The organism is Corallococcus sp. AB049A, assembly GCF_003668885.1.
Classification (GTDB): domain Bacteria; phylum Myxococcota; class Myxococcia; order Myxococcales; family Myxococcaceae; genus Corallococcus; species Corallococcus interemptor.
On record NZ_RAWL01000007.1, the window covers coordinates 24,376 to 47,285 of the forward strand.

The following is a 22,910-nucleotide window of genomic DNA, read 5'->3' on the forward strand; positions in this document are numbered from 1 at the left end:
CCGTTGTTCCTGGGGTGCGGCAGCCAGCTTGAAGGCGCCGCACCCTGGGGGCAGGAGGGCGGACACCCGGCCAGGCGACAGCGGCCGGGTCAGGGGCAGTGGGCGAGCGCGTGCTTACACTTTCTGGTGAGCCGCTCGCTCGTGTCCCTCTGAGGGTGAGGTGTCCCATGGTCCTGGAGCTCTCCCAGCAGCAGATCCATCTCCTCCAAGTGTCGCTGGCCGAAAGCATCGATGCGCTGCGTGACGAGGTGGTCCACACCGACACGCGCGACCTGCGCGAGCACCTGAAGGACACGCTCGAACGGCTGCAGGCCATCCAGCGTGAGGTGGAGGCGCAGGCTCGACCGGCCGCCCAGCCATGACGAAACCGCACGGAGGGTAGAGGAAATCGCGCTAAACCGCGATTTCCACTCTGTCTTCCGAGGTTTCGGATGAAGAAGTTCCTGCTGTCCGCCGCCGCGACGCTGGGCCTGACGCTCGCGTCCTCGCCGGCCCACGCCCAGTCCCCCGGCCCCTTCTCTCCCTTCGCGCCGTTCGAGCTGCGGGTGAACTTCCAGCCCGCGAACGCGCCGGTGCCCGCGGGCTTCGTCGCGGACTCCGGGCAGGTGTACGGCAACCGGGGCAATGGCTTCACCTACGGGTGGAACCAGGACAACACCGCCAACACAAGAGATCGCAACAACCCCAACACGCCGTCGCAGGCGTACGACACCCTCATCCGCACGCAGAACGGCGCGAACTACACCTGGGAGCTGGCCGTGCCCAACGGCTACTACGAGGTGCGGCTGGTGGCGGGGGACTCGGACTTCATCGACAGCGAGTACGCCTTCAGCGTCGAGTACTACGGCGACGTGCTGCGCGGGACGCCCACGGCGGATCAGCACTTCTTCGAAGCGGTGAAGCTGGTGGACGTGAGCGATGGCCGGCTCACGGTGCGCAGCAGCAGCCCGGCGGTGAACAACAAGCTCGCGTTCCTGGAGGTGAAGCGGAAGTTCGGCATCGACATCAACTTCCAGCCCGCGTCCAACCCGCCCCTGGAGAACTTCGGCTACCTGCCGGACAACGGGCTCGTCTACGGCGCGCGGCAGTTCGGCTTCACCTACGGCTGGAACGTGGACAACACGGCCAACATGGTGGACGCGGGCCATGACGTGGACATCGTCGCGCAGCGCCACGCGCGCATGCAGCAGGGCGGCGATCGCGTCTGGGAGATCGCCGTGCCCAACGGCGTCTACGAAGTGAGCATGCTGGCCGGAGAGCCCTTCAACTATGTGGGCGCCTACCGCATCCAGGCGGAGGACACGGTGGTGCTCAGCGGCATGCCCACGGGCTACGGCTTCACCACCGGCATCGCGCGCGTCGCGGTGTCGGACGGGCGCCTCACGGTGAAGAGCGCGCCGGGTGCGGGGAACAACCGCATCAACGCCGTCTACATCCGGCAGCAGTAGCGTCAGCGCGGGGCGGGAGTGGTGGGCTTGCCCTCCAGGGGATGGCCCCGGGTGCCGGCGGCCCACTCCTCCCAGACGTTGAAGGACTTCATCTGCGAGCCCAGGTCGGTGTCGCGGATGAGCGCCTCCACCTCCGCGCGGCTCTGGCGGGGCAGCTTCTGCTCCATGGTGGCGAAGCCCCACGCGAGCGCACCCACCACGGCCGCGTTGGCGCGCAGGGTGCGCGCGTCGCACTGTTCGAACTCGTCCGAGCGCGCGTGGTAGTTGGGCCCGTACGTGGCCGGCTCCTGGTTGGCGATGAGGTTGGCCACGCCGTGCATCATGAAGTCGAAGTTGTCGGTGCCCACCACCGGCACGTCCACCTGGGTGAAGGGCCCCAGGCCCGCCACGGGCTTGAGCGCGGCGTCCACCAGCGGCACCAGGGCGGGCCGGCCGTTCGTGTAGAAGCCGGTGATGCGCCCGCAGCCGATGTCCACCGACAGCGCCATCGTGTGCTGGTTCAACTCCGCCGCGTGCGAGCGCGTGTAGCCCGCGGAGCCGTACATGCCCTGCTCCTCGCCGTTCCACAGCGCGAAGCGCAGGGTGCGCGCGGGCTTCAGGCCCAGGCGCTGCATCTGCCGCGCGAGGTCCAGGAGCATCGCGACGTTGGCGCCGTTGTCGAGCGCGCCGCCGCCCAGGTCCCAGCTGTCCAGGTGCGCGCCCAGCACGACGACCTCGTCCGGGTGCGTGGTGCCGCGCAGCTCCCCGATGACGTTGCGCGACTCGTAGGGGCCGCCTGTCTTCAGGTCCAACGCCGCGGTGAGGCTCAGGGCCTTGCCCGCGCGCAGCAGCCGCAGCGCGCGCTTCGCGCCGTCGCGCTCCATCACCATCATGGGGCGGGTGTTCCGGGGGCCCACGGAGACGCTGTGCCGGTACAGCTGGTTGCCCGGACGGCTGCCCATGTAGACGACGCCGGCCACGCCCGCGGCGAACGCGCGGGACTCGATGGCGGTGGCCTCGTCGTACTCGCGAAAGAGGCCGTCCACGTCCTTGAGTTCGTCCGTCTCCACCAGCAGGAACGCGCCCTTCGCCTTCGCGCCCAACCGCTGGAGATCCGCCCCGGTGCCGCGGCCCGCGTCCACCAGCGGCGCGGTGAGGCCGGCCTTGGGCGTGGCGGTGGAGAAGGGCATCGCGGCCACGCGCGGGGCGAAGCGCACGCCCGGGCCCTGCACGGAGGCCGTAGCGCCGCGCTCCAGCCACAGCGCCGGCATGGGGAAGGCCTCCGTGCGCGCCGGCACTCCGGCGGCGCGGAAGCGCGCCAGCGCCCACTCCACGGAGCGGCTGTTGGCCTCGGAGCCCGTGGCCCTGCCGCCCACCTCGTCCACCAGGGAGCGCAGGTCGTCGAGCATGGGCGTTCCGCCCAGCAGGCTCCCCACGAGCAGCGCGGCGTCGCGCTCACGCGCGGAAGGCGGGGCCTCCTGGGCACTGGAGGGCGCCGGGAGGGCCAGGGCGAGGGACAGCGCCGCGAGGCGGACGAGCGGACGGGCAGGGGACATGCCGCAAGCATTCCCACCCCGGCCCATCCCCGGCAAGCACGAGCCTTCAGCGCATCTTGAGCACCACGCGGAAGCGGGCCTTGTTGCTCATCATCCGGTCGAAGGCCTCCGCCGCACGGTCCAGGGGGAACACTTCGTTGCGCGAGCGCACCCCGGCCAGCGCGCTGAACTCCATGGTCTCCTGCGAGTCCTGGGGCACGCCGCTGGGCCAGCCCTGGATGCGCGTGCGCTTGCTGATCATGGACAGGCTGCTGACAGGGATGGGCTCCGAGCCCGCGCCCAACAGCAGCAGGGTGCCGTTGCGGCCCAGGCCTCCCAACAGCTCGCCCGCGAGGCTGCTGCTCGACGCGGTCATCATGATGACGCGCGCGCCGCCCAGCTTCTGGAGGGCCTCCGCGGGCTTCTCCTTCTCCGTGTCGATGTATTCGTGCGCGCCCAGCTCCAGCGCCAGGGCCTTCTTGTCCGCCCCGCGCGAGATGGCCACGGTGCGGTAGCCGAACTTGCTGGCGTACTGGATGGCCAGGTGGCCCAGCCCGCCAATGCCTTGCACCGCCACCAGGTCCCCCGGCCGCGCGCCCATGTTGCGCAGGGAGTTGTAGGTGGTGACGCCCGCGCAGAGCAGGGGCGCGGCGTCCTCGGAGGACATGCCCTCCGGGATGCGGGCCAGCGCCTCCTGGGGCGCGACCATGTACTCCGCGTAGCCGCCGTCGTAGCTGATGCCGCAGACCTGCTGCTTCTCGCAGGTGACGAAGTCCCCGCTGCGGCACGCGACACACTGGCCGCAGTGGCCCCCGTGCCAGCCCACGCCGACGTGCTGTCCTTCCTTCCAGGCCGTCACGCCGGAGCCCACGCGGTCGATGCGGCCCACCACCTCGTGGCCCGGCACGCGCGGGTACTGGATGGGCATCCAGCCTTCCTTGGTGATGGCGTCGCTGTGGCAGACGCCGCACGCCTCCACCGCGATGCGCACCTGCCCGGGTCCAGGCTCGGGGACCTCGCGCTCCACGGTCTCGAGCGGGCCGCCTGCCTTCTTCACCTGCACGGATTTCATCGTCCTGGCCATGGCGGAGGGATGGGGATGACGCGGTGCGGGCGCACCTGGAGTGAGGAAGAACGCCAGGCCGGTGGGCAAGCGGCCGGGTTGACGCCGGAGGCCTCGCGCTCCGAGGCTGGTGCATCTCTCGCATCACAGGAGTGTGCAGATGACTTCCAGCCGTCCGGCGAAGCTCGCGGTGATTGGCAGTGGTCTCATGGGCAGCGCGCTGGCCCGGGCGTTCGCCGCGGCGGGGCACGACGTCGCGGTCTGGAACCGGACGCCGGCCAAGGCCCGGGCCGTGGGCGGTGGCACCGTCGCCTTCGAGAGCCTGGTGGAGGCCGTCGCCGGGCGGGCGCTCGTGGTCGTCTCGCTGTCCAACTACGCCGCATGGTCGGAGCTGGTCGGCTCACCGGCCATCGCGTCGGCGCTGGCTGGAACGACGGTCGTCCAGCTCACCAGCGGCTCACCGGCGGATGCGCGCGGCGGGCTGGAGTGGGCGAGGGCCCACGGCGTGGACTACCTGGACGCGGCGATCCTCGCCTTTCCCGCGTTCGTGGCCACCGACTACGCGACGGTCTACTACGCCGGGTCGCGCGCCGTGTTCGACCGGCACCAGGAAACCCTCCAGGCCATCGCGAAGACCTCCGTCTACGTCGACGAGAAGATCGGCTCCGCCGCGACGCTCGACTGCGCCATCCTGGAGGCCTTCTACGGCGGCTCGCTGGCGGTCCTCCACGCCGCGGCGATGTGCCAGGCCGAGGGGTTGGACCCCAAGGCCTTCTTCGCCCAGAAGAACTCCTTCCTGGGGTTGATCTCCGTCACCGCCGACGCCGCGCAGGGCATGATCGAGAACAACGACTTCACCGGCCAGCAGTGCAGCCTCAACACCCACGTCGCCGCCCTCGAGCACATCGTCCGGCTGAGCACCGACGCCCGCATCAGCGCGCGCTTCCCCCGGGAGCTGCTGGAGAACTACCGGCGAGCGCTCGGCGCTGGGCTGGGTGAGCAGGAACTGCCCGCCGTGTTCCGCACCCTGAAGCAGGAGTGATTCAGAAGGTCTGGCGCTTCTCCAGTTCGGGAAGCGCCTGGTCCAGGCGCTTCGCCAGCTCCGGCAGCTTGATGGTGGGCACCGCCGGGAAGAGGTGGTGCTCCAGGTGATAGAACATGCTGAACGTGAGCAGGTTCTTCCAGCCGGTGCGCTGGGTCCGCGCGAGCGCCGGGGCATCCTGCGTGTCGTGATGCACGGTCCACACGGCGAAGAAGGCCATCAGGCACTCGCCCAGGGCCATCACCATGACGTGGTAGATGAGGAAGTGAAGCCGCAGGTGGAAGACCCCGGCGACGAAGACCGCGATGGAGGCCAGCTCGAACAGGACGTTCCAGCGGTACTTCCTGTCGCCATGCTGGAGCGTCACCTTGTGGATCAGGAACATGTGCACGGGGCCGTACAGGATGGCCCCGTACCAGGACATGCCCGCTGACTTCCCCTCGTAGTCACCCTCCGCCAGGGTGAACCGGTGATGTCTCAGGTGGTTGAACTTCACCGCGTGGAGCGAGACCACCATCAGCACGCTGTTCAGATACAGCGTGAGCCAGGTCAGGAACCGGTTCGTGCCCAGCGCGCGGTGGAAGCCGTTGTGGACCTGCCTCAGGCCCGTGAGGAAGAAGAAGGCCGAGAAGGGCAGGGCGAGGGCGTAGTGCTCGAAGTACGCCAGCAGCATCGAGAACAAGAACCAGGGAATGGTCAGGTTGTTCTCGATGAGGAGCTCCCTCGTCGAGAGCGTCCTCAAGTCCTTCCACTTCACACCGCGGAGGCGTTCCGGCTGGACCATGCAGTGAAGGATGCCCGAAGAGGGGTGAAACAGCGATGTCGCGCTAACACCCGGGCCTGGCTTTGCTATGCCGCCCCGGCGAATGGACACCGGGAGCGTGGAGAAGAGCTGGAACTGCCTCTGCAAGGGGACGGCCGGCACCGCGACCGCGCAGCTCGAGGAGATTGGCGTGGACCTCAACGCCCTGAAGACGGACGGGTGGCCCTGCGTCCAGGGGGACTTCGACAAGGACGGCCAGCCGGACTACGCCTTCCCGGGCAAGGGCTACTCGTGCAACGGCTCCGTGCCGGTGCGGGTGCTCTTCACGAAGGACGGGAAGGTGCGGGAGGTGAGCGCCCTCCCGCGTCAGGTGAGCTGCCTGCAGCTCTACGGCATCCGCTCCAAGCCGGGCCCCTACGGCGTGCCCAGGACGGCGCGCCAGGGGCTGGTCGACTGGGGCGAGGGCAACGCCACCTGGGTCTACCTCTTCAACGGAAAGAAGTGGCGGGCCTCCAGCCACTTCTCCGAGTAGGCACTCCTACTTGCCCGTCTTCTTCCCGACGGCGGGCTTCACGGCGGCCGGCTTCGCGGGAGCCCCCTTCACGGGCGTCGCCTTCGCGGGCGCCGCCTTCGCGATGGCGGGGTTGCGCTTCGCCGCCAGCTCCGGAATCAGCAGCAGCTCGATGCGGCGGTTGCGCGCGCGGCCCTGCGGTGAGGCATTGGCCGCCAGGGGCCGCGTGTCGCCGTAGCCGGCCGCGAGCATGCGCTTCGCGGGCACGCCGCCCTTCTCCTGGAGGAAGCGCACCACGTTGACGGCGCGCGCGACGGACAGCTCCCAGTTGGTGGGGAAGGTGGCCTGGAGCTTCTGCGTGGGCGGCGAGTCGTCCGTGTGGCCCGACACCTGGATGAGCTTGTCATCCACCTTGGACAGCACGCCGCCCAGCCGGGTGAGGACCTCCTGGCCGCGCGAGCTGATGCTGGCGTCGCCCGAATCGAAGAGGACCTTGTCCACCAGGTCCACCTGGAGGCGGCCGCCGTCCTGCGACAGGCGGATGGCGCCCTCGGCGATCTCCTTCTTCAGCTTGTCCTGAAGGTCCTCGTAGGTGGCCTTGAGCCGCGCCAGCTCCGCCTCCTGCTCCTGCACTGTCTGGCTGAGCTGTTCCTTCTCCGTGTTGAGCTGCTCCTTCTCCGTGGACAGCTTCGCGTGCTCCGCCTCCAGCGCGGCCAGCTTCGCCTCCAGCTGTTGCTTCGCGGCCTCCGCCTCACTGGCCTTCGCCGTGGCCGAGGCCGCCTCCGCGTCCGCGCGCGTCGTGCTGCGATGCGACAGGTAGAGCACCAGCCCCGCGAGCGCCGCCACCAATCCTGTCACCAGCCAGGGGACCCAGGCCCTTCCACGTTCCGTCTCCATGTCGCGACCTCCAGGGTGCAATGGATGGAGGGCACGCTAGTGAAGGGCCCCGGGTGCGCTTCAAGGCGACCCGGGTGCGTGAAGGTGTCTGGAGGTGCATTCTTCCAGCGTCAGTACATGGAACAGACGATGCCGACGCAGTCGGCCACGCCGTTGTCCCGCGCCACGTTCCCGCCGCCGTTGATGGCGGTGGGCGCGTAGATGCCGATGCCCGCGTTGCCCAGGGCGACGTTGTTGATCAGCGTGGGCGTGCTGGGCGGCAGGACGCGCAGGCCGTCGTTGCCGCTGCGCAGGAACTGGTTGCCCCGGACGATGCCCGTGAGCGGAGTGGGGACGGCCGCGGGAAGGTCGGCCAGGCTCAGGCCCTCCGCGTTGTCATGGAAGGTATTGCCGTCGATGTAGACCGTCTCGGCCTGCACCTCGAGCCCCTCGCCATTGCTGACGGCCAGGGTGTCCACCATCTCCAGCCGGGTCGTCTGCCAGATGGGCCAGGCGGTGGGCGCGAACGAGGCGTTGTTCGCGAGGAGTGAGTTCTCGAACCGCATGTTGTTGCAGGTGTAGGGACCGCCGAAGTCGAACTGCATCCTGCCCACGGCATCGTTCCACGCGAGCGTGCTCCCCCGGACACGGAAGGCCCCCCCGAAGCAATGGATGACGACTCCATTGGACGTGAAGGTGGAGTCGAGCACGTCGATGTTGTGGAAGTCCGCGATCATCGCGGTCGCGTTGTGGGTGAAGACGGAGGAGCGCACGTCGAAGTTGCCATCGGACGCATCGAACGCGCTGCTCAACCCCTGGCCGTTCCCGCTCAGACGTGAGTTCGTGATGAGGAAGTTCCCATACGAGGCCTGGTCGTAGACGCCGATGTTGTTGTCGAGGAGCGCGAGCTCATGCAGCCGCACGTACAACGTGCCCGCATTGAACGTGGTGGTGATGCCGCTGCCGAATCCACGGATGGTGCCATTGCGCACCATCCGGCCCCTCGCGATCACGACGCCCTGCGACTCGTCGTTCGCCGGGCCAGTGCGGCGGATGGTGTAGCCGCCCAGGTCCAGGACGATGTCCGCGCCGTCGAGCTGGAGCGCGAAGGGCGCCGAGCTGGGGCAGTTGAGGTCATGCGTCAGACGCGTGTGGGTGGTGAGGGTGTCACCGCAATGGACGGTGGCTCCGGCGGTGAACGTGACTTCGCCCTCCGCATCGGAAGGGACCGTGCCACGGGCCTGGACGTCCTGCGCTCCCGTGAGCAAGGTGCTGACGGCCAGGGCCAGGGTGAATCCACGCATCTGCTTCATGTTGCCTCCTCGGGCCGGAGACGTCCGGCCACCGGCGCCAGAGGTAGGCACGGGGCTCCAGACCGCTTCCCGTCCAGCGGTGTCAGCGCGCGGCCCGGAGTGCGACAGCGTGGCGGCGCCCAAGGGTGGGTAGGAGCCCCGGCGGTTACTTCAGCGTCGACGTGTCGATGACGAACCGGTACCGGACGTCGGAGGCCAGCACGCGCTCGTAGGCGTCGTTGATCTTGCTCGCGGGGATGACCTCGATGTCCGCGCCGATGTGGTGCCTGGCGCAGAAGTCGAGCATCTCCTGCGTCTGCGGGATGCCGCCGATGAGCGAGCCGGTGAACGTGCGGCGGGGCATGAAGAGCGAGAACACGTTGAGGGACAGCGGCTCCGGAGGCGCGCCCACGTTGACCAGCGCGCCGTCCAGGGCGAGCAGGGACAGGTAGGCGTCCACGTCGATCTTCGCGCTCACCGTGTTCACGATGAGGTCGAACGTGCCCGCGAGCTTCTTGAACGTCTCCGGGTCCTTCGTGGCGTAGTAGTGGTGCGCGCCCAGGCGCAGGCCCTCCTCCTTCTTGCTCAGCGACTGGGACAGGACGGTGACCTCCGCGCCCATCGCGCGAGCGAACTTCACGCCCATGTGCCCCAGGCCGCCCAGGCCCACGATGGCCACCTTCTTGCCGGGGCCCGCGCCCCAGCGGCGCAGCGGCGAGTACGTGGTGATGCCCGCGCACAAGAGCGGCGCGGCGGCGTCCAGCGGGATGCCTTCCGGAATCTTGAGGACGAAGTCCTCGGTCACGACGATGTGCGTGGAGTAGCCGCCCTGGGTGACCTGCCCGTCCCGGCCGGTGGCGCCGTAGGTGCCGACCATGCCCTTGAGGCAGTGCTGCTCCTCGCCCTTGCGGCAGGACGAGCAGTCGCCGCAGGAGTCCACCATGCAGCCCACGCCGACGCGGTCTCCGACGGCGTGCTTCTTCACCTGGGAACCGACGCCGGTGACGATGCCGGCGATCTCATGGCCGGGGACCAGGGGGTAGGCCTGCTCGCCCCACTCGCCGCGGACGGTGTGGATGTCGGAGTGGCAGATGCCGCAGAACTTGATCTCGATGAGGACGTCGCGAGGACCCAGTTCCCGGCGCTGGAGGGTCAGGGGACCGAGCGGGGACTTCGCGGAGGTGGCGGCGTAGGCGTTGGCGTTGGGCATGTGTCTTCTCTCTCCAGGAGTCTTGGGGGCCGGTGGGCCCCGTTCACGGACTGAGAGATACGCGCCAGGGCCCGGGAGGACTACGCGGAGAACGCCAACAGCCTTTTAACGGGGGCTTAACAGTGGTTTCGGGTACGGTCCTCGCGCATGACTACGGCGCCTTTCACGCAGCTGCAGGTCTTCCTCGCCGTGGCCCGGCTGCGCAGCTTCAGCGGCGCCGCGCGTGAGCTGGGCGTCTCCACGGCGGCGGTGAGCCAGGCCGTGCGGCAGCTGGAGGAGCAGCTGCGCGTGGTGCTGCTCACCCGCACCACCCGCAGCGTGGCCCTGACGGACGTAGGCCGCCGGCTCGTGGAGGGAGCAGGCCCGGCGGTCGGCCAGACGCTGGCCACGCTCCGCGAGGTGGCGGCCCAACCGGGTGAGGCCGTGGGCCGGATCCGCCTGACGGTGCTGACGGCGGCGGTGCCCTACGTCATCACGCCCGTGGTGCCGGCCTTCCGCGCGCGCCATCCGCGCGTGGAGGTGGAGGTCGTCATCGAGGATCGCTTCGTGGACATCGTCGAGGAGGGCTACGACGCGGGCGTTCGCCTGAGCGAGTCCATCCAGCGCGACATGGTGCAGGTGCGCCTCACGGACGCGTTCCGCTTCGTGGTGGTGGGGTCGCCCGGCTACCTCAAGCGCCACGGCACGCCCCAGCGTCCCGAGGACCTGCTGAAGCACGAGTGCATCACGTTCCGCTCGCAGACGACCGGGACGCTGTATCCGTGGGAGCTGGAGCGCGGACGCAAGAACTGGCGCGTGCCGGTGCGCGGGGGCGTCGTCAGCAATGACATCCATCTGCCCTCGGCCCTGGCGGAGCAGGGCGTGGGCCTGGCGTATGCCTTCGAGCCGGCGGTGGCGGAGCCGCTGCGCACCGGGAAGCTCGTGCGGGTGCTGGAGGCCTACGCGCCGACGGTCCCGGGGTTCTTCCTCTACTATCCCAGCCGCGCGCAGCGTTCCGCGCCACTGCGGCTCTTCGTCGAAGCGGCCCGGGAGCTGGCGCTGAAGTCCTTGTGAAGAGGTGCTCGGGGCGGCTGTCCAGGCCCTCCTGCTTGCCCAGTCTGCGCTTCTGCATCGTGTTCTCTCCTGTCGCTCTCTTGCGGGGAGAGATGTTGAACGCAGCTTCGTGGGGTCAAGCCCGCGAAGGCCGCAGGGCGTCCGCCAGCGCTTCGAGCGCACGCTCCTGCTGGGAGGACAGCCGCACCCCTGGCCGCGCCTGCCGCACCCGCGCGAGCGCCGTCTTCGCGTCCGGCGCGTCGCCCCGGGCCACGAGGAGCGCGGCGGCGATCATCCCCGTGCGCCCATGTCCCTGCGCGCAGTGGACGTACAGCGGGCCGGGGAGGGTGGCCAGTTCACGGAGGACCGGAGCCACGTGCTCCACGGGCAACGTCGACGCGTCCAGGATGGGCAGGGACACGTACCGGCAGGCGCCACGGATGGCTTCCGGCTCGATGAACTCGGAGGTCAGGTCGAGCACGGCGGTGACGCCTTCGGGCAGCTCACCCGGGAGCAGCCGGCGCCCCACCAGGACTCCGGGCACCACTTCGTCAAAGACACGCTCCCGTGAGCCGCGCCGCGCCAGATGCCACGTCCCCCACGTGAGCAGCAGGTAGGGCAGGAGCGCGAGCACCGCCCACGGACGCATTCGTCCGTCGGGTTGCTTGCCAAAGGCCCGTGCGCCCGCTCCGGCATACGCGAGCGCCAGGAGGGCGAAGCTCAGCGCGGGCCACAGCAGCAGCCAGCCAACGCCTTGGATCCGCTGTGCGAGGAAGGCGAGGAGCGCCGCCGCGGTGGTGAAGACGAACGTGTATTTCATTTCAGTCCACGCGGACCAGGACGCCGTCCCCGTGCTCCGCGGCCGTGACGTGGAAGGCGCGGAAGAGGACGAAGTGCTCGCGGAGCCACTGCCAGGCTTCTTCGATGCCGTCCTCGCGCGGGCACTTGTAGACGCCTGCCTCGCGCAGGTTCGCGAAGGTGAAGTGCTCGCGAAGGGCGTCGAACCGCACGGCCTCCAGCATCCGGGCGATCCGCTCCACCGTCTCCGGCCGCGTATAGCGCAGGGGCACGCCCTGTCCCGCCACCACATGCGGAGCGATCTCCGCCTCACCGCGAATCGCGATGCCAGCCAGGGAGTCGTCCTCCTCTCCCGGTTCATTCCTGCGACGGTCGGACAGGACGAAGTGCAGGTGGTCCCATCGCCGGCCGAGATCCACCTGTTGTGTCGCCAGATCGGGGCGGGCGCGCAGCAGCTCCTTCACGGCCTCCAGGAGCTGAAGCTCATCGGTCTCCGGGGCACCCGGGGACAGACTTTCCTCACGTGGCTCGCGGAGCAGCCGGGGGACGGACGACAGCCATCCGCCCACGCCAATGTTCCGCCGCGCCAGTTCCAGCAGGGAGGAGCCGCCGGGAAGGGCCTGGTAGGTCGCATCAAGTCCCATGGGCCCGTCCTAGCAGCTCCGCTGCCATCCGTTCATCCAGCCCGCGCGGTCACCGGTTCCGCAGCCGTGGCCCTCCGCGTGTTGGCTTCAATGGCGACCTGGCACAACGCCACCTGCGCCTGGAGCTGAAGGGAGAAGGCCCGGGCCCGGCCGAACATGACGCCGCTCAGCGCCACCACCAGCCCACCCACCAGGACGAAGGCGCCCTGGGCGTTCATGGCGCTCGCCCCAATCGCGCCCCCGATGAAGCCGATGACACCCCACGCGAAGATGATGCCCGAGGCCCGGTTGTACAGCGCCTGCGTGTGCTTCGTGATGATGCTGGGATCGTACTGAACCGCCATGTCGTGCTACCTGCGGCGCATCGGACAAGCCCACCGTGGCCTGCACTTCCTCACGCGCAGTGGGATGCAGTGGTTCTGGGACAACTACGCGCCGGACTCCACCCTCCGCACGGAGGCCACGGTCAGCCCCCTGCGCGCGACCGACGCACAGCTGCAAGGCCTGCCGCCCGCGTTGATCCTCAACGGCGAATGCGACGTGCTCCGCGACGAGGGCCAGGCCTACGCGCGCAGACTGGTGGACGCGGGCGTCCCGGCGCTGGCCGTCCAGTACGCGGGGATGATCCATGACTTCGTGATGCTGGATCCGCTGGCGGACTCACTCGCCGCGCGCAATGCCATCACCCAGGCCTGCCTGACGCTGTCGGAGGCGCTGGGCACGCGGCGGCAGGCGGAAGCCGCGCTCACGTCCCAGCCCGCGCAGGTCCGCGAGCGGGAGAGCGCGCGTCACTGACCCGCGCCCGCATCCAGCCACGCGGCCAGCACGTCCGCGTGGCACGGGCCCGGCTTGCACCAGCAGCCCAGCCGCTTGCCTTTCAACGTGCGCACGTCCCGCAGGAAGTCCGCGTCATGCCGCGTGCGCAATTCCAGATACCAGCGGAAGGATTCAAAGGCATCCGGGCCGGGCGCCATGCGCCGCTGGGCCTCGTCGCGGATGCTCGCGGCTTCGTCCCCGGGCAGCCTGGCCAGCCACGGTTCGAAGTACGTGCGAATCATTGCCTTCCAGGTCTTCACGCCCCCGGGCTTGAACGGGTTGCCGAAGCGGCCCGGCACGGGGTTGAGCGGCCCTGGCTTCGCCCAGGCTCGAAAGGCGCGGCCCACGTACACCTCACAGGCGTCGTGGACGTGCACCGCGGTGGTTCGGGGTTCGGACATGGCGGGTGCATCGTTAACAGCTGCACCCGCCAGACGCCGTGAGGGATGCCCGGCCCGTCAGCAGGCAGGGGTCACCAGGGATCGATGCCCTGCTTCTCGTGCGGGGTCGGCGTGTACGTGGACTTGAACCCGGAGGCCGCGGCGTTGAGCCCCGAGCCCAGCGCCTCCACCGCGCCCTGCTTGAACTGGCCCTTGCTGATGCTCACGAAGGCGTCGCGGCCGAAGTTCAGCGCCTCGCGCTGGTGCGCGTTGACCTCGCTGCGCGCGCCCGTCTCCACCTTCTTGACGTTGTCGATGACGCTGTTCCTGGACCGGTCCGAGATGCCGATGTTGCCCCTGTCGAGGATCTGGTTCACGCCGCTGACCGCGTGGCTGTAGTCGCTCGTCTTGCCCTGCGTCGTCTTGTCGATGTCGAGGCGGGCGGGGTTCTTGAAAGTGTGGTTGCTGGTGACCTTGAACATGGGTGTCCTCGTGGGGGCGGCGGCCCGTGGGCCTCGCCCGCGGCAGGTGCTGCGTTGAAATGATTGTCGGGGCGTGTGCGCAGGAGTTTCCTGAGGACTTTCATTGGCCCACGTATACGTCATTTGTCGTATGCCGGCCTTCGCGGGGGCCGCCGCAGTGGCAAGGCCTGACGGAAGCCGCTACGAACGCGGCCGCTTCCTCCCACCCCCCGCGGACATGATCGCCAACCTCCACGACGCCGACATTCCGAAGCCCGTGCTCGAAGTCATCACCCGCCTGCGCGAGCTGGGCCACCCCACGTACCTGGTGGGCGGCTGCGTGCGGGACATGGTCCGCAAGGTCCACCCGAAGGACTTCGACGTGGCCACCAGCGCGCTGCCGGAAGAGGTGCAGCGCGCCTTCCGCAAGGTCATCCCCACCGGCATCCAGCACGGCACCGTCACCGTCGTCACCGGCGGCAACCACGTGGAGGTGACGACGTTCCGTTCGGAAGGGGACTATCTGGACGGACGGCGCCCCAGCTCCGTGTCCTTCGAGCGCGACATCGTGAAGGACCTGTCGCGGCGCGACTTCACCATCAACGCCATGGCGTACAACCCGCTCGACCGCGAGCTGGTGGATCCCTTCGGCGGGCAGGTGGACCTGGCCGCGAAGCTGATCCGCTGCGTGGGCTCCGCGCTGGAGCGCTTCTCCGAGGACGGCCTGCGCCCCCTGCGCGCCGTGCGCTTCGCCGCCGTGCTGGGCTTCACCCTGGACCCGGAGACGCGCGACGCCATCCCCGCGACCCTGGCCGTGTTCCGCAAGGTCGCGCTGGAGCGCGTGCGCGAGGAGCTGCTCAAGCTGCTCCTGTCCCCGCGCGCGGAGACGGGGCTGCACCTGCTGGCGGACACGGGGCTGATGGAGTGCTTCCTTCCGGAGGTGGCCCATGCGGACGCGGAGAGCGTCCGGCTCGCCCGCGCCGCCGTGCAGGCCGCGCCGCTGGACGCGGACCTGCGGGTGGCCACGCTGCTGGCGGACATCGACACCGCGACGCAGGCGAAGGAGCTGTGCCTGCGCCTGAAGTTCCCCAACAAGTCCGCCGACCTCATCGGGCTGCTCGTCGAGCACGCGAAGCTGGAGACGCGCGTGGACGACGCGGACCCGGCGCTGCGCCGGCTGCTCGCCCGCATTGGGCTGGTGAACCTGCCCGCGCTGCTCGCCGTGGCGAAGGCCCGCGTCCAGGCCCGGGCCCCGGAGCGGCTGCCCGCGGTGGAGGCGCTGGCCTCACGGCTGGAGGCGCTGGCCGCGGCGAAGCCCCCGCTGTCCGCCAAGGAGCTGGCGCTCAGCGGGGGCGACATCATGAAGACGCTGGGCATCGGCCCCTCGCCGAAGGTGGGCGAGGCGACCCGGTACCTTGTCGAATCCGTGCTCGACGACCCGTCGCTGAACACCGCGGACGCGCTCCGCGCCCTGCTCACGGCCTGGGCGGCGCGCGGTTCATGACACGGGGGCCTCCTCCCGGCCGGAGGGCAGGGGAGGGGGCCTGGAGCGCCTCCGGCCGTGCGTCGCGGCCTGGGGGCGTGTAGGAAGGAGCCCCATGCGAGTCGTCGTTGCGATGAGTGGCGGAGTGGATTCCTCGGCCGCCGCCGCCCTGCTCAAGGAGCAGGGCCACGAGGTCATCGGCATCACCCTGCGCGTCTGGTCCTACGAGGGCGCCGCGAAGTGCGGCAGCTGCTGCAGTCCGGACGACATCGACGACGCCCGCGCGGTGGCCCAGACGCTGGGCATCCCGTTCTACGTGGCCAACGCCGAGGAGATCTTCCAGGACCGGGTCGTCAACCCGTTCGTCCAGTCGTACCTGGGCGGCAAGACGCCCATCCCCTGCGTCAGCTGCAACCGCGACGTGAAGTTCAACTTCCTCCTCAAGCGCGCGCGCGCCCTGGGCGCCCGGCTGGCCACGGGCCACTACGCCCAGGTGGAGGAGGTGGACGGCCGCTTCCACCTGCGCCGCGCCGTGGACGCCGCCAAGGACCAGAGCTACTTCCTCTTCACCCTGGGCCAGGAGGAGCTGAAGGACGTCCTCTTCCCGGTGGGCCACCTCACCAAGGCGGAGGTGCGCGCCGTCGCCGAGCGCCACCAGCTGCCCACCACCCACAAGCCGGAGAGCATGGAGATCTGCTTCGTGCCCGACGGCGACTACGCCGGGTTCGTGGAGAAGGTCGCCGGCCCGCAGCCGTCCGGCGAGGTCGTGGATCCCGACGGCAACGTGCTGGGCACGCACAACGGCATCCACCGCTTCACCGTGGGTCAGCGCAAGGGACTCAACCTGGGTGGCGGCGAGGTGCGCTACGTGCAGCGCCTGGAGCCGGAGACGAACCGCGTCGTCGTGGGGCCCGCGGAGGGCACCGGCCGCGCGCAGTTCGGCCTGCTCCAGCCGCACTGGGTGGACGGGCCGCCTCCGCCGGAGCAGTCCGTGGAGGTCCGCATCCGGCACCGCCACGCGGGCGCCCCGGGGCGGATCCACATCTCGCAGCACGGGCTGGTGTCCGTGAAGCTCGACGCGCCCGCGCGCGCCGTCACGCCGGGGCAGGCCGCGGTCGTCTACGACAGGGACCGCGTGCTCGGCGGCGGGTGGATCGTCTGAGCCGACCTGTCGCGTCCCGCGCCGGACTTCCGGCCTCGGACGCGATGGATCTCCAGGGGCTCCGCGAATTTGACCCGCCTGGGGGTGGGGCGTAGCTTGCGCGCACGCTGTCGCTACAGGCCGTTACACGGCCGTGAGCGCGCCACTTGAGGTCTGCCCCGCCATGCGTGACGCCCACCGGATGAAGGAGAAGTTCGACGTCTCGCTGGATAACCGGCAGATCGTCAGCCTGTTGATCGCCGGCATCGTCGTGATGGGCGCCGTGTTCGTGCTGGGCGTGGTGGTGGGCAAGAAGCTCGCGGGCGACGCGCAGACGGCCGCCGCGCCGGACCTGCTCTCCGCGCTGGACGCCAACGCGCAGGTCCTCAACGACGCGCGCCAGGAGCCGCCGCTCACCTTCCCGGACGAGCTGACCCGCAAGACGGGCTCGGAGCCCCTGCCGCCGCTGCCCAAGGTCGCCGCGAAGCCGGAGGCCCCCAAGGCCGCCGCCGCCGCGAAGCCCGAGGTGAAGCCGGAGACGAAGCCCGCGGAGGCCCCCAAGGTCGCCGCGAAGCCCGCCGCCCTGGCCCCCACGCCGGACCCCGACACGGGCGAGCTGCCCGCGATGGACTCCGCGGAGGAGGACGCCATCGCGAACGGCAAGCCGCTGTCGAAGCCCGAAGCGAAGCCGGAGCCGAAGCCCGCGGAGCCCGCCAAGGTCGCCGCCGCGAAGCCGGAGCCCAAGGTGGTGGAGCCGGTGAAGGGAAAGGTGGAGGAGACGCCCGTCGCCACCCGGACCGCCGTGCGTGACGGAGGCATGAAGGAGGCCATCGCCCGGGCGCAGGCGCTGCCCGCGGAGCCGCCGCGTCCGTCGGAGGCCGTGAAGGGTGGGGCGTTCACGCTCCAGCTCTCCGCCTTCCAGAGCCGCCAGGACGCCGACCGGTTCGCCGCGCGGTTGCGAGACCGGGGCTATGCCCCGTATATCCTGGCGGCGGAGGTGCCCGGAAAGGGCACCTGGTACCGCGTCCGGATGGGCAGCTTCGCCAGCAAGGAAGCCGCGGGCCGGTACCTGACGGACTTCAAGCGCGAGACCCAGCTCGACGCGTACGTGGCCGGCACGAACTAGCGCTGCTGGGCAAGGAAGAGACGAAGCAAATGACGACGACGAAGCGGGTGGAGAAGCCCTGGGGTCACGAGCTCATCTGGGCCCACACGGAGCGCTACGTGGGCAAGCTCCTGCACGTGAAGGCCGGCCACAAGCTGAGCCTCCAGTTCCACAACGTCAAGGACGAGACCATCCACGTCCAGAGCGGCAAGCTCCTCTTCGTCGTCGACGAGGGCCAGGGCCTCATCGAGAAGGAGATGAACCCCGGTGAGAGCTACCACATCAAGCCGCTGACCAAGCACCGCATGGTCGCCATCACCGACTGCGACATCCTCGAGGTCAGCACCCCCGAGCTGAATGACGTGGTCCGCCTGGAGGACTCCTACGGGCGCACGGGCACCAGCGCTCCGTAGTCGCTAGAAGCCGTACCCGCCCGCCGGCGCGCCCTCGAAGGTGCGCCGGCCCGCGCTCCCGGCATCACTCCCTGGACTTCGCCCCGGGCGCCGGGTTGCGGGTCCACTGGTCCACGGTGCCGTCACCGTCCAGGTCCTCGCCAATGCGGTCCACCTGGCCGTTCTCCCAGTACTCCCAGTAGTCCACGCGGCCGTCGTGGTTCGCGTCACGCTCCTTCCGCACGAGCGTGTCGTTCTCGTAGAAGAGCCACGAGTCCGCCTTCCCATCGCCGTCCAGGTCGCGCTCGCCCTTGGTGCGCTTGCCCTCGGCGTAGTGGTACGTGGCGTCCACCTTGCCGTCGTAGTCCAGGTCCATGACTTCGCGGACCTTCGCGCCCTGCGGATCCAGGTACTGGGTGACGTCCACACGGCCGTCCCAGTTCAGGTCCAGCTCCTTGCGCACCAGCACGTCCTTGAGCCGGTACTCCCAGACGTCCGTCTGGCCGTCGCCGTTGGCGTCCAGCTCCGTGACGGTCTCCCCGGGGTCCTGCTTCCCCCGGACGGCTTCCGCCTCGGGGCGCTTGCGCACCGTGTCAGAGCCCTCCGAGGCCTTCTGGCTCGCGCAGCCCGTGAGCGCGCCTGCCACCAGGAAGCCCAGGAAAATCAAGCGGTTGCTAGAAGCCAAGGTGCCTCCCAAGCAGGTGGGGCGCCATGTTCGCGCCGCTTCCACTCCGTGCTTCGCAGGCCACGTCATTCCATATATTTTCACGTATCGCCATGGCCCGAAAGAAAGTCAGCACCACCATCTACATCACTCCGGAGCAGAACGAACTGCTCAAGGCGCTGAACCAGAAGACGAAGGTGCCCGTGGCCGAATACATCCGGCAGGGCATCGACCTGGTGCTGGAGAAGTACAAGGCGCAGCTGCCGGGCCAGGCAACCTTCGACGAACTCTCCTGACGAACGAGGCGTGACGTGACGAGCATGCGTGGCAAGCGGGCGGTGGTGTTGGGTGGGGCCGGATTCGTGGGCTCGCACCTGTGTGAGCGGCTGCTGGATGACGGCGCGGAGTCCGTCCTCGCGGTGGACAACCTCATCACCGGAAACGAAGCGAACGTGCGCACGCTCAAGCCGCGCGCGGGCTTCCAGTTCGTGAAGCAGGACATCACGGAGGGGCTGGAGGTGGACGGGCCGGTGGACTTCGTCCTCAACCTCGCCTCGCCGGCGTCGCCCATCGACTACGCGAACCTCCCCATCGAGACGCTGCGCGTGGGCTCCATTGGCACGGAGAACGCGCTGAAGCTGGCGGAGAAGAAGAAGGCCGTGTTCCTCATGGCCTCCACGTCGGAAGTGTACGGCGACCCGCTGGTGCACCCCCAGAAGGAGGATTACTGGGGCAACGTGAATCCCATCGGGCCCCGCTCGGTGTACGACGAGGCCAAGCGCTACTCGGAGGCCATCAGCGCCGCCTACGAGCGCAGCCGCGGCGTGAACGTCCGCATCGTGCGCATCTTCAACACCTACGGCCCGCGCATGCGCCTCAACGACGGCCGCGTGGTGCCCGCCTTCGTGGGCCAGGCGCTCAAGGGCGAGGACTTCAGCGTCTTTGGCGACGGCAGCCAGACGCGCTCCTTCTGCTACGTGAAGGACCTGGTGGACGGCCTGGTGCGGCTCATCCTCTCGGACGTCCGGGGCCCGGTGAACATCGGCAACCCGCGCGAGATGACCATCAAGCAGTTCGCGGAGGCCGTGCGTGAGGCGGCCGGCGGAGGTAGGCAGATCGTCTACCACCCGCTGCCCAAGGATGATCCGAAGCAGCGTCAGCCGGACATCACCCGCGCGCGCACGCTGCTGGGCTGGGAGCCCAAGGTGAAGCTGGAGGATGGTCTGCGGGACACCATCGCCTACTTCCGAGAGGTTGCCGGTCGCCCCTCTGGAGCTTAGGTTGGCCGCGCGCGAGTGAACGCGAGGTAGACGATGGTCCGGCCCCCCTGGCGGCCGGACCTGGGGAGAACGGCGTGAAAGTCCTGGTGACGGGCGGCGCGGGCTTCATCGGCTCGCACGTGTGCGACGAGTTCCTGCGCAATGGCCATGAGGTCATCGCGCTGGACAACCTGCTGAGCGGCAAGAAGGAGAACCTGGATCCGCGCGTGCGGCTGGTCGTGCTCGACATCCGGAGCCCGGAAGCCGCGGAGCTCATCCGCACGGAGAAGCCGCAGGTGCTCTGCCACCTGGCCGCCCAGATGGACGTGCGCAAGAGCGTGGAGGACCCCAGCTTCGACGCGGACGTGAACGTCCGCGGCATGCTCAACCTGCTGGAGGCCTCGCGCCAGTCGGGCGTGAAGAAGGTCATCTTCAGCTCCACCGGCGGCGCCATCTACGGCGAGCAGGACTACTTCCCCGCCCGCGAGGACCACCCGACGCGGCCGGTGTCGCCGTACGGCGTCTCCAAGGCGGCGGGCGAGCTGTACCTGGGCTACTACCGGGCGCAGTACGGCCTGCCGTACGTCGCCCTGCGGTACGCCAACGTGTACGGCCCCCGTCAGAACCCGCACGGCGAAGCGGGCGTGGTGGCCGTGTTCAGCAAGCGCGTCGTCGCGGGGCAGGGCTGCACCATCTTCGGCGAGGGCAAGCAGACGCGTGACTTCGTCTTCGGTCCGGACGTGGCCCGCGCCAACTACCTGGCCGCCCAGAGCGACTACGTGGGCGCCGCCAACATCGGCACCGGCGTGGAGACGGACATCAACCGGCTCTACGAGCTCATCGCGGAGGCCGGCGGCAGCTCGCTGAAGGCCGAGCACGCGCCGGGCAAGCCGGGCGAGCAGCTGCGCTCCTGCATCGACGCGTCCCACGCGAAGAAGGTGCTGGGCTGGGAGCCGTCCGTGCAGCTGGCGGAGGGCCTCAAGCGCACGCTGCACTTCTTCCGTGAGCAGGCCGCGGGCCCCATGCGCGCCCGGGGCTAGCAGGTTTCTCAACGCCGCTGGAGTCCCCCTGGGCGGCAAGCCGGGGGGATTTCGGGGCGTCAGGTGGGTGGAGTGCCCGGCGGGCAGGTGTGCGCCGGTCGTGGATTTTCGGGCGGTTCGGTGTTACCTACGCCCGCTTCGCGACCGACGAGCGCCCTGAACATGCCGGCTGAAAACGCGCACATCCGCAACTTCTGCATCATCGCCCACATCGACCATGGAAAGTCGACGCTGGCCGACCGCCTCCTGGAGAAGACAGGCACGCTGACCAAGCGTGAGGCGCAGGCCCAGTTCCTCGACAACATGGACATCGAGCGAGAGCGGGGCATCACCATCAAGGCCCAGTCCGTGCGGATGACGTACACCGCGAAGGACGGCCAGAACTACGTCCTCAACCTCATCGACACGCCGGGACACGTGGACTTCGCCTACGAGGTGAGCCGCAGCCTCGCCGCGTGCGAGGGCGCGCTGCTCGTCGTGGACGCGACGCAGGGCGTGGAGGCGCAGACGCTCGCCAACGTCTACATGGCGTTGGACCACAACCTGGAAATCATCCCGGTCATCAACAAGATCGACCTGCCCAGCGCGGACGTGGACCGCACGCGCGGGGAGATTGAAGACGTCATCGGCATCGATGCGTCCGTCGCGGTGCCGGCCTCCGCCAAGGAGGGCCTGGGCATCCACGACATCCTGGAGTCGGTGGTCCAGCGCGTGCCGCCGCCGCAGGGTTCGCCCTCCGCGCCGCTCAAGGCGCTCATCTTCGACTCCTGGTACGACAACTACCGGGGCGTGGTGACGCTGGTGCGCGTGCTGGAAGGCACGCTGAAGCTGAAGCAGAAGATCAAGATGTTCAGCAACAACAAGGTCTTCGAGGTGCAGGAGCTGGGCGTGTTCAGCCCGTTCTCGCGCCCGGTGCAGCAGCTGATGGCGGGCGAGGTGGGCGTGCTCGTCGCCAACGTGAAGGAGCTGCAGGACGCGAAGGTCGGCGACACCGTGACGGAGGAGGCGCGCCCCACGGAGACGGCCTTCCCGGGCTTCAAGGAAGTCAAGCCGATGGTGTTCTCCGGCATCTTCCCGGTGGACTCCGCGGACTACGAGAACCTGCGCGACGCGCTGGCGAAGCTGACGCTCAACGACTCCGCCTTCACCTACGAGCCCGAGTCGTCCACGGCGCTGGGGTTCGGCTTCCGCTGCGGCTACCTGGGCCTGCTCCACATGGAGATCGTCCAGGAGCGCCTGGAGCGCGAGTACAACCTCAACCTGATCACGACGGCGCCGTCGGTGGTCTACCGCATCACCACCAGCAAGGGTGAGACGCTGCTGGTGGACAACCCGGCGAAGCTGCCGCCCACGCAGAACATCGAGAAGTTCGAGGAGCCCATCCTCACCTGCCACATCCACGTGCCCAACGAGCACCTGGGCGCCATCCTGAAGCTGTGCCAGGACCGGCGTGGCGTGCAGAAGGACATGAAGTACCTGGGCTCCAGCGGCACCCGCGTGCAGGTGACCTACGAGATGCCCATGGCGGAAGTCGTCTTCGACTTCTTCGACCGGCTGAAGAGCGTGTCGCGCGGCTACGCGAGCCTCGACTACGAGCTGTCGTCGTACCAGGAGGCGGACCTGGCGAAGCTGGACATCCTGATCAACGGCGAGCCGGTGGACGCGCTCAGCGTCATCGTGCACCGCGAGCGCGCGTACCTGCGCGGCCGCGAGGTCTGCGAGAAGCTCAAGGAAGTGATTCCGAAGCAGATGTACGAGGTGGCCATCCAGGCAGCCATCGGCGCGAAGATCATCTCCCGCGAGACGATCTCCGCCATGCGCAAGAACGTCCTTGCCAAGTGCTACGGCGGCGACATCAGCCGCAAGCGCAAGCTCCTGGAGAAGCAGAAGGAGGGCAAGAAGCGCATGAAGCAGGTGGGCACGGTGGAGATTCCGCAGGAAGCCTTCCTCGCGGTCCTCAAGACGGAGCAGTAGCC

26 protein-coding genes are annotated in these 22,910 nt (G+C 69.2%); 14 read left to right on the forward strand and 12 right to left on the reverse strand.

Features of this window, described 5'->3' with window-relative positions; all coding sequences use genetic code 11:
* Positions 1–167: 167 nt before the first annotated feature.
* Together D7X55_RS01540 and D7X55_RS01545 are read left to right on the forward strand one after the other, a co-directional pair.
* Entirely contained in the window at positions 168–362 is a 195-nt protein-coding gene (locus D7X55_RS01540) for a hypothetical protein (RefSeq protein WP_120546435.1), read from the forward strand.
* Between the two features lie 69 nt (positions 363–431).
* A complete protein-coding gene (locus D7X55_RS01545; protein WP_120546434.1) occupies positions 432–1,448 on the forward strand; it encodes a hypothetical protein in 1,017 nt (338 codons plus the stop codon).
* A 2-nt stretch (positions 1,449–1,450) separates the two neighbouring features.
* Here D7X55_RS01545 and D7X55_RS01550 read toward each other — a convergent pair whose 3' ends face one another.
* Both D7X55_RS01550 and D7X55_RS01555 read right to left on the reverse strand, forming a co-directional pair.
* On the reverse strand, positions 1,451–2,983 hold the full coding sequence (locus D7X55_RS01550) for a M28 family metallopeptidase (RefSeq protein ID WP_121722001.1): 1,533 nt from the start codon (positions 2,981–2,983) through the stop codon (positions 1,451–1,453).
* Positions 2,984–3,029: 46 nt separating this feature from the next.
* Positions 3,030–4,034, reverse strand: a complete 1,005-nt coding sequence (locus tag D7X55_RS01555; RefSeq protein ID WP_233609470.1) for an alcohol dehydrogenase — start codon at positions 4,032–4,034, stop codon at positions 3,030–3,032.
* 151 nt (positions 4,035–4,185) lie between these two features.
* Here D7X55_RS01555 and D7X55_RS01560 point away from each other — a divergent pair, with 151 nt between their 5' ends.
* Complete coding sequence (locus tag D7X55_RS01560; protein WP_121722003.1) at positions 4,186–5,067, forward strand: NAD(P)-dependent oxidoreductase; 882 nt, start codon at positions 4,186–4,188, stop codon at positions 5,065–5,067.
* 1 nt (position 5,068) lies between these two features.
* Here D7X55_RS01560 and D7X55_RS01565 read toward each other — a convergent pair whose 3' ends face one another.
* Positions 5,069–5,809, reverse strand: coding sequence for a fatty acid desaturase (locus tag D7X55_RS01565; protein WP_199746827.1), 741 nt, complete (start codon positions 5,807–5,809; stop codon positions 5,069–5,071).
* 139 nt (positions 5,810–5,948) lie between these two features.
* On the opposite strand from D7X55_RS01565, the gene D7X55_RS01570 reads away from it, so the two are divergent.
* A complete protein-coding gene (locus D7X55_RS01570; protein WP_199746828.1) occupies positions 5,949–6,362 on the forward strand; it encodes a hypothetical protein in 414 nt (137 codons plus the stop codon).
* Positions 6,363–6,368: 6 nt separating this feature from the next.
* Here the strand turns inward: D7X55_RS01570 and D7X55_RS01575 are convergent, their stop codons facing one another.
* The 3 genes from D7X55_RS01575 to D7X55_RS01585 form a co-directional block, all read right to left on the reverse strand.
* Positions 6,369–7,238: a flagellar motor protein MotB gene (locus D7X55_RS01575; protein ID WP_120546429.1), complete on the reverse strand. Its 870-nt coding sequence runs from the start codon at positions 7,236–7,238 to the stop codon at positions 6,369–6,371.
* A gap of 110 nt (positions 7,239–7,348) precedes the next feature.
* Positions 7,349–8,530, reverse strand: a complete 1,182-nt coding sequence (locus tag D7X55_RS01580) for a right-handed parallel beta-helix repeat-containing protein (protein ID WP_120546428.1) — start codon at positions 8,528–8,530, stop codon at positions 7,349–7,351.
* Positions 8,531–8,675: 145 nt separating this feature from the next.
* Entirely contained in the window at positions 8,676–9,719 is a 1,044-nt protein-coding gene (locus D7X55_RS01585) for an NAD(P)-dependent alcohol dehydrogenase (RefSeq protein ID WP_121722005.1), read from the reverse strand.
* Between the two features lie 147 nt (positions 9,720–9,866).
* Here D7X55_RS01585 and D7X55_RS01590 point away from each other — a divergent pair, with 147 nt between their 5' ends.
* Entirely contained in the window at positions 9,867–10,772 is a 906-nt protein-coding gene (locus tag D7X55_RS01590; protein WP_121722006.1) for a LysR family transcriptional regulator, read from the forward strand.
* Positions 10,773–10,887: 115 nt separating this feature from the next.
* Here the strand turns inward: D7X55_RS01590 and D7X55_RS01595 are convergent, their stop codons facing one another.
* Genes D7X55_RS01595 through D7X55_RS01605 form a run of 3 tightly spaced genes read right to left on the reverse strand, consistent with a single transcriptional unit; the run spans position 10,888 to position 12,537 of the window.
* Positions 10,888–11,571, reverse strand: a complete 684-nt coding sequence (locus D7X55_RS01595) for a tyrosine-protein phosphatase (RefSeq protein ID WP_121722007.1) — start codon at positions 11,569–11,571, stop codon at positions 10,888–10,890.
* 1 nt (position 11,572) lies between these two features.
* Positions 11,573–12,193, reverse strand: coding sequence for a DUF1877 family protein (locus tag D7X55_RS01600; RefSeq protein ID WP_120546424.1), 621 nt, complete (start codon positions 12,191–12,193; stop codon positions 11,573–11,575).
* A 32-nt stretch (positions 12,194–12,225) separates the two neighbouring features.
* Positions 12,226–12,537, reverse strand: a complete 312-nt coding sequence (locus D7X55_RS01605; protein ID WP_120546423.1) for a hypothetical protein — start codon at positions 12,535–12,537, stop codon at positions 12,226–12,228.
* Here D7X55_RS01605 and D7X55_RS01610 point away from each other — a divergent pair.
* Positions 12,536–12,988 (forward strand): alpha/beta hydrolase fold domain-containing protein, encoded by a 453-nt coding sequence (locus D7X55_RS01610; protein ID WP_233609471.1) that lies wholly within the window; start codon positions 12,536–12,538, stop codon positions 12,986–12,988. The genes D7X55_RS01605 and D7X55_RS01610 overlap by 2 nt on opposite strands.
* Here the strand turns inward: D7X55_RS01610 and D7X55_RS01615 are convergent.
* Both D7X55_RS01615 and D7X55_RS01620 read right to left on the reverse strand, forming a co-directional pair.
* Positions 12,982–13,410, reverse strand: a complete 429-nt coding sequence (locus D7X55_RS01615; RefSeq protein ID WP_120546422.1) for a DUF4326 domain-containing protein — start codon at positions 13,408–13,410, stop codon at positions 12,982–12,984. The two genes, D7X55_RS01610 and D7X55_RS01615, sit on opposite strands and share 7 nt — an antisense overlap.
* Positions 13,411–13,481: 71 nt before the next feature.
* The gene (locus D7X55_RS01620) at positions 13,482–13,871 is read right to left on the reverse strand and encodes a hypothetical protein (RefSeq protein ID WP_121722008.1); all 390 of its coding nucleotides are present in this window, start codon (positions 13,869–13,871) and stop codon (positions 13,482–13,484) included.
* Between the two features lie 217 nt (positions 13,872–14,088).
* Here D7X55_RS01620 and D7X55_RS01625 point away from each other — a divergent pair, with 217 nt between their 5' ends.
* From D7X55_RS01625 to D7X55_RS01640, 4 genes are all read left to right on the forward strand, one after another.
* A complete protein-coding gene (locus D7X55_RS01625; protein ID WP_121722009.1) occupies positions 14,089–15,354 on the forward strand; it encodes a CCA tRNA nucleotidyltransferase in 1,266 nt (421 codons plus the stop codon).
* A gap of 94 nt (positions 15,355–15,448) precedes the next feature.
* A complete protein-coding gene (mnmA, locus tag D7X55_RS01630) occupies positions 15,449–16,495 on the forward strand; it encodes a tRNA 2-thiouridine(34) synthase MnmA (RefSeq protein WP_121722010.1) in 1,047 nt (348 codons plus the stop codon).
* Between the two features lie 163 nt (positions 16,496–16,658).
* Positions 16,659–17,600, forward strand: a complete 942-nt coding sequence (locus D7X55_RS01635; RefSeq protein ID WP_121722011.1) for an SPOR domain-containing protein — start codon at positions 16,659–16,661, stop codon at positions 17,598–17,600.
* 29 nt (positions 17,601–17,629) lie between these two features.
* A complete protein-coding gene (locus D7X55_RS01640; RefSeq protein WP_014397344.1) occupies positions 17,630–17,992 on the forward strand; it encodes a cupin domain-containing protein in 363 nt (120 codons plus the stop codon).
* 64 nt (positions 17,993–18,056) lie between these two features.
* On the opposite strand, the gene D7X55_RS01645 is transcribed toward D7X55_RS01640, so the two are convergent.
* On the reverse strand, positions 18,057–18,656 hold the full coding sequence (locus tag D7X55_RS01645) for a hypothetical protein (RefSeq protein WP_121722016.1): 600 nt from the start codon (positions 18,654–18,656) through the stop codon (positions 18,057–18,059).
* Positions 18,657–18,748: 92 nt separating this feature from the next.
* Between D7X55_RS01645 and D7X55_RS01650 the strand changes: the two genes are divergently transcribed.
* From D7X55_RS01650 to lepA, 4 genes are all read left to right on the forward strand, one after another.
* Positions 18,749–18,931 carry a ribbon-helix-helix domain-containing protein gene (locus D7X55_RS01650; protein ID WP_014397342.1) on the forward strand — a complete coding sequence of 61 codons (183 nt, stop codon included), beginning with the start codon at positions 18,749–18,751 and terminating at the stop codon, positions 18,929–18,931.
* A gap of 24 nt (positions 18,932–18,955) precedes the next feature.
* Entirely contained in the window at positions 18,956–19,915 is a 960-nt protein-coding gene (locus D7X55_RS01655; protein ID WP_120546417.1) for a UDP-glucuronic acid decarboxylase family protein, read from the forward strand.
* Between the two features lie 74 nt (positions 19,916–19,989).
* Positions 19,990–20,934, forward strand: coding sequence for an NAD-dependent epimerase/dehydratase family protein (locus tag D7X55_RS01660; protein ID WP_120546416.1), 945 nt, complete (start codon positions 19,990–19,992; stop codon positions 20,932–20,934).
* 162 nt (positions 20,935–21,096) lie between these two features.
* Entirely contained in the window at positions 21,097–22,908 is a 1,812-nt protein-coding gene (gene lepA / locus D7X55_RS01665; protein WP_120546415.1) for a translation elongation factor 4, read from the forward strand.
* Positions 22,909–22,910 lie beyond the last annotated feature (2 nt).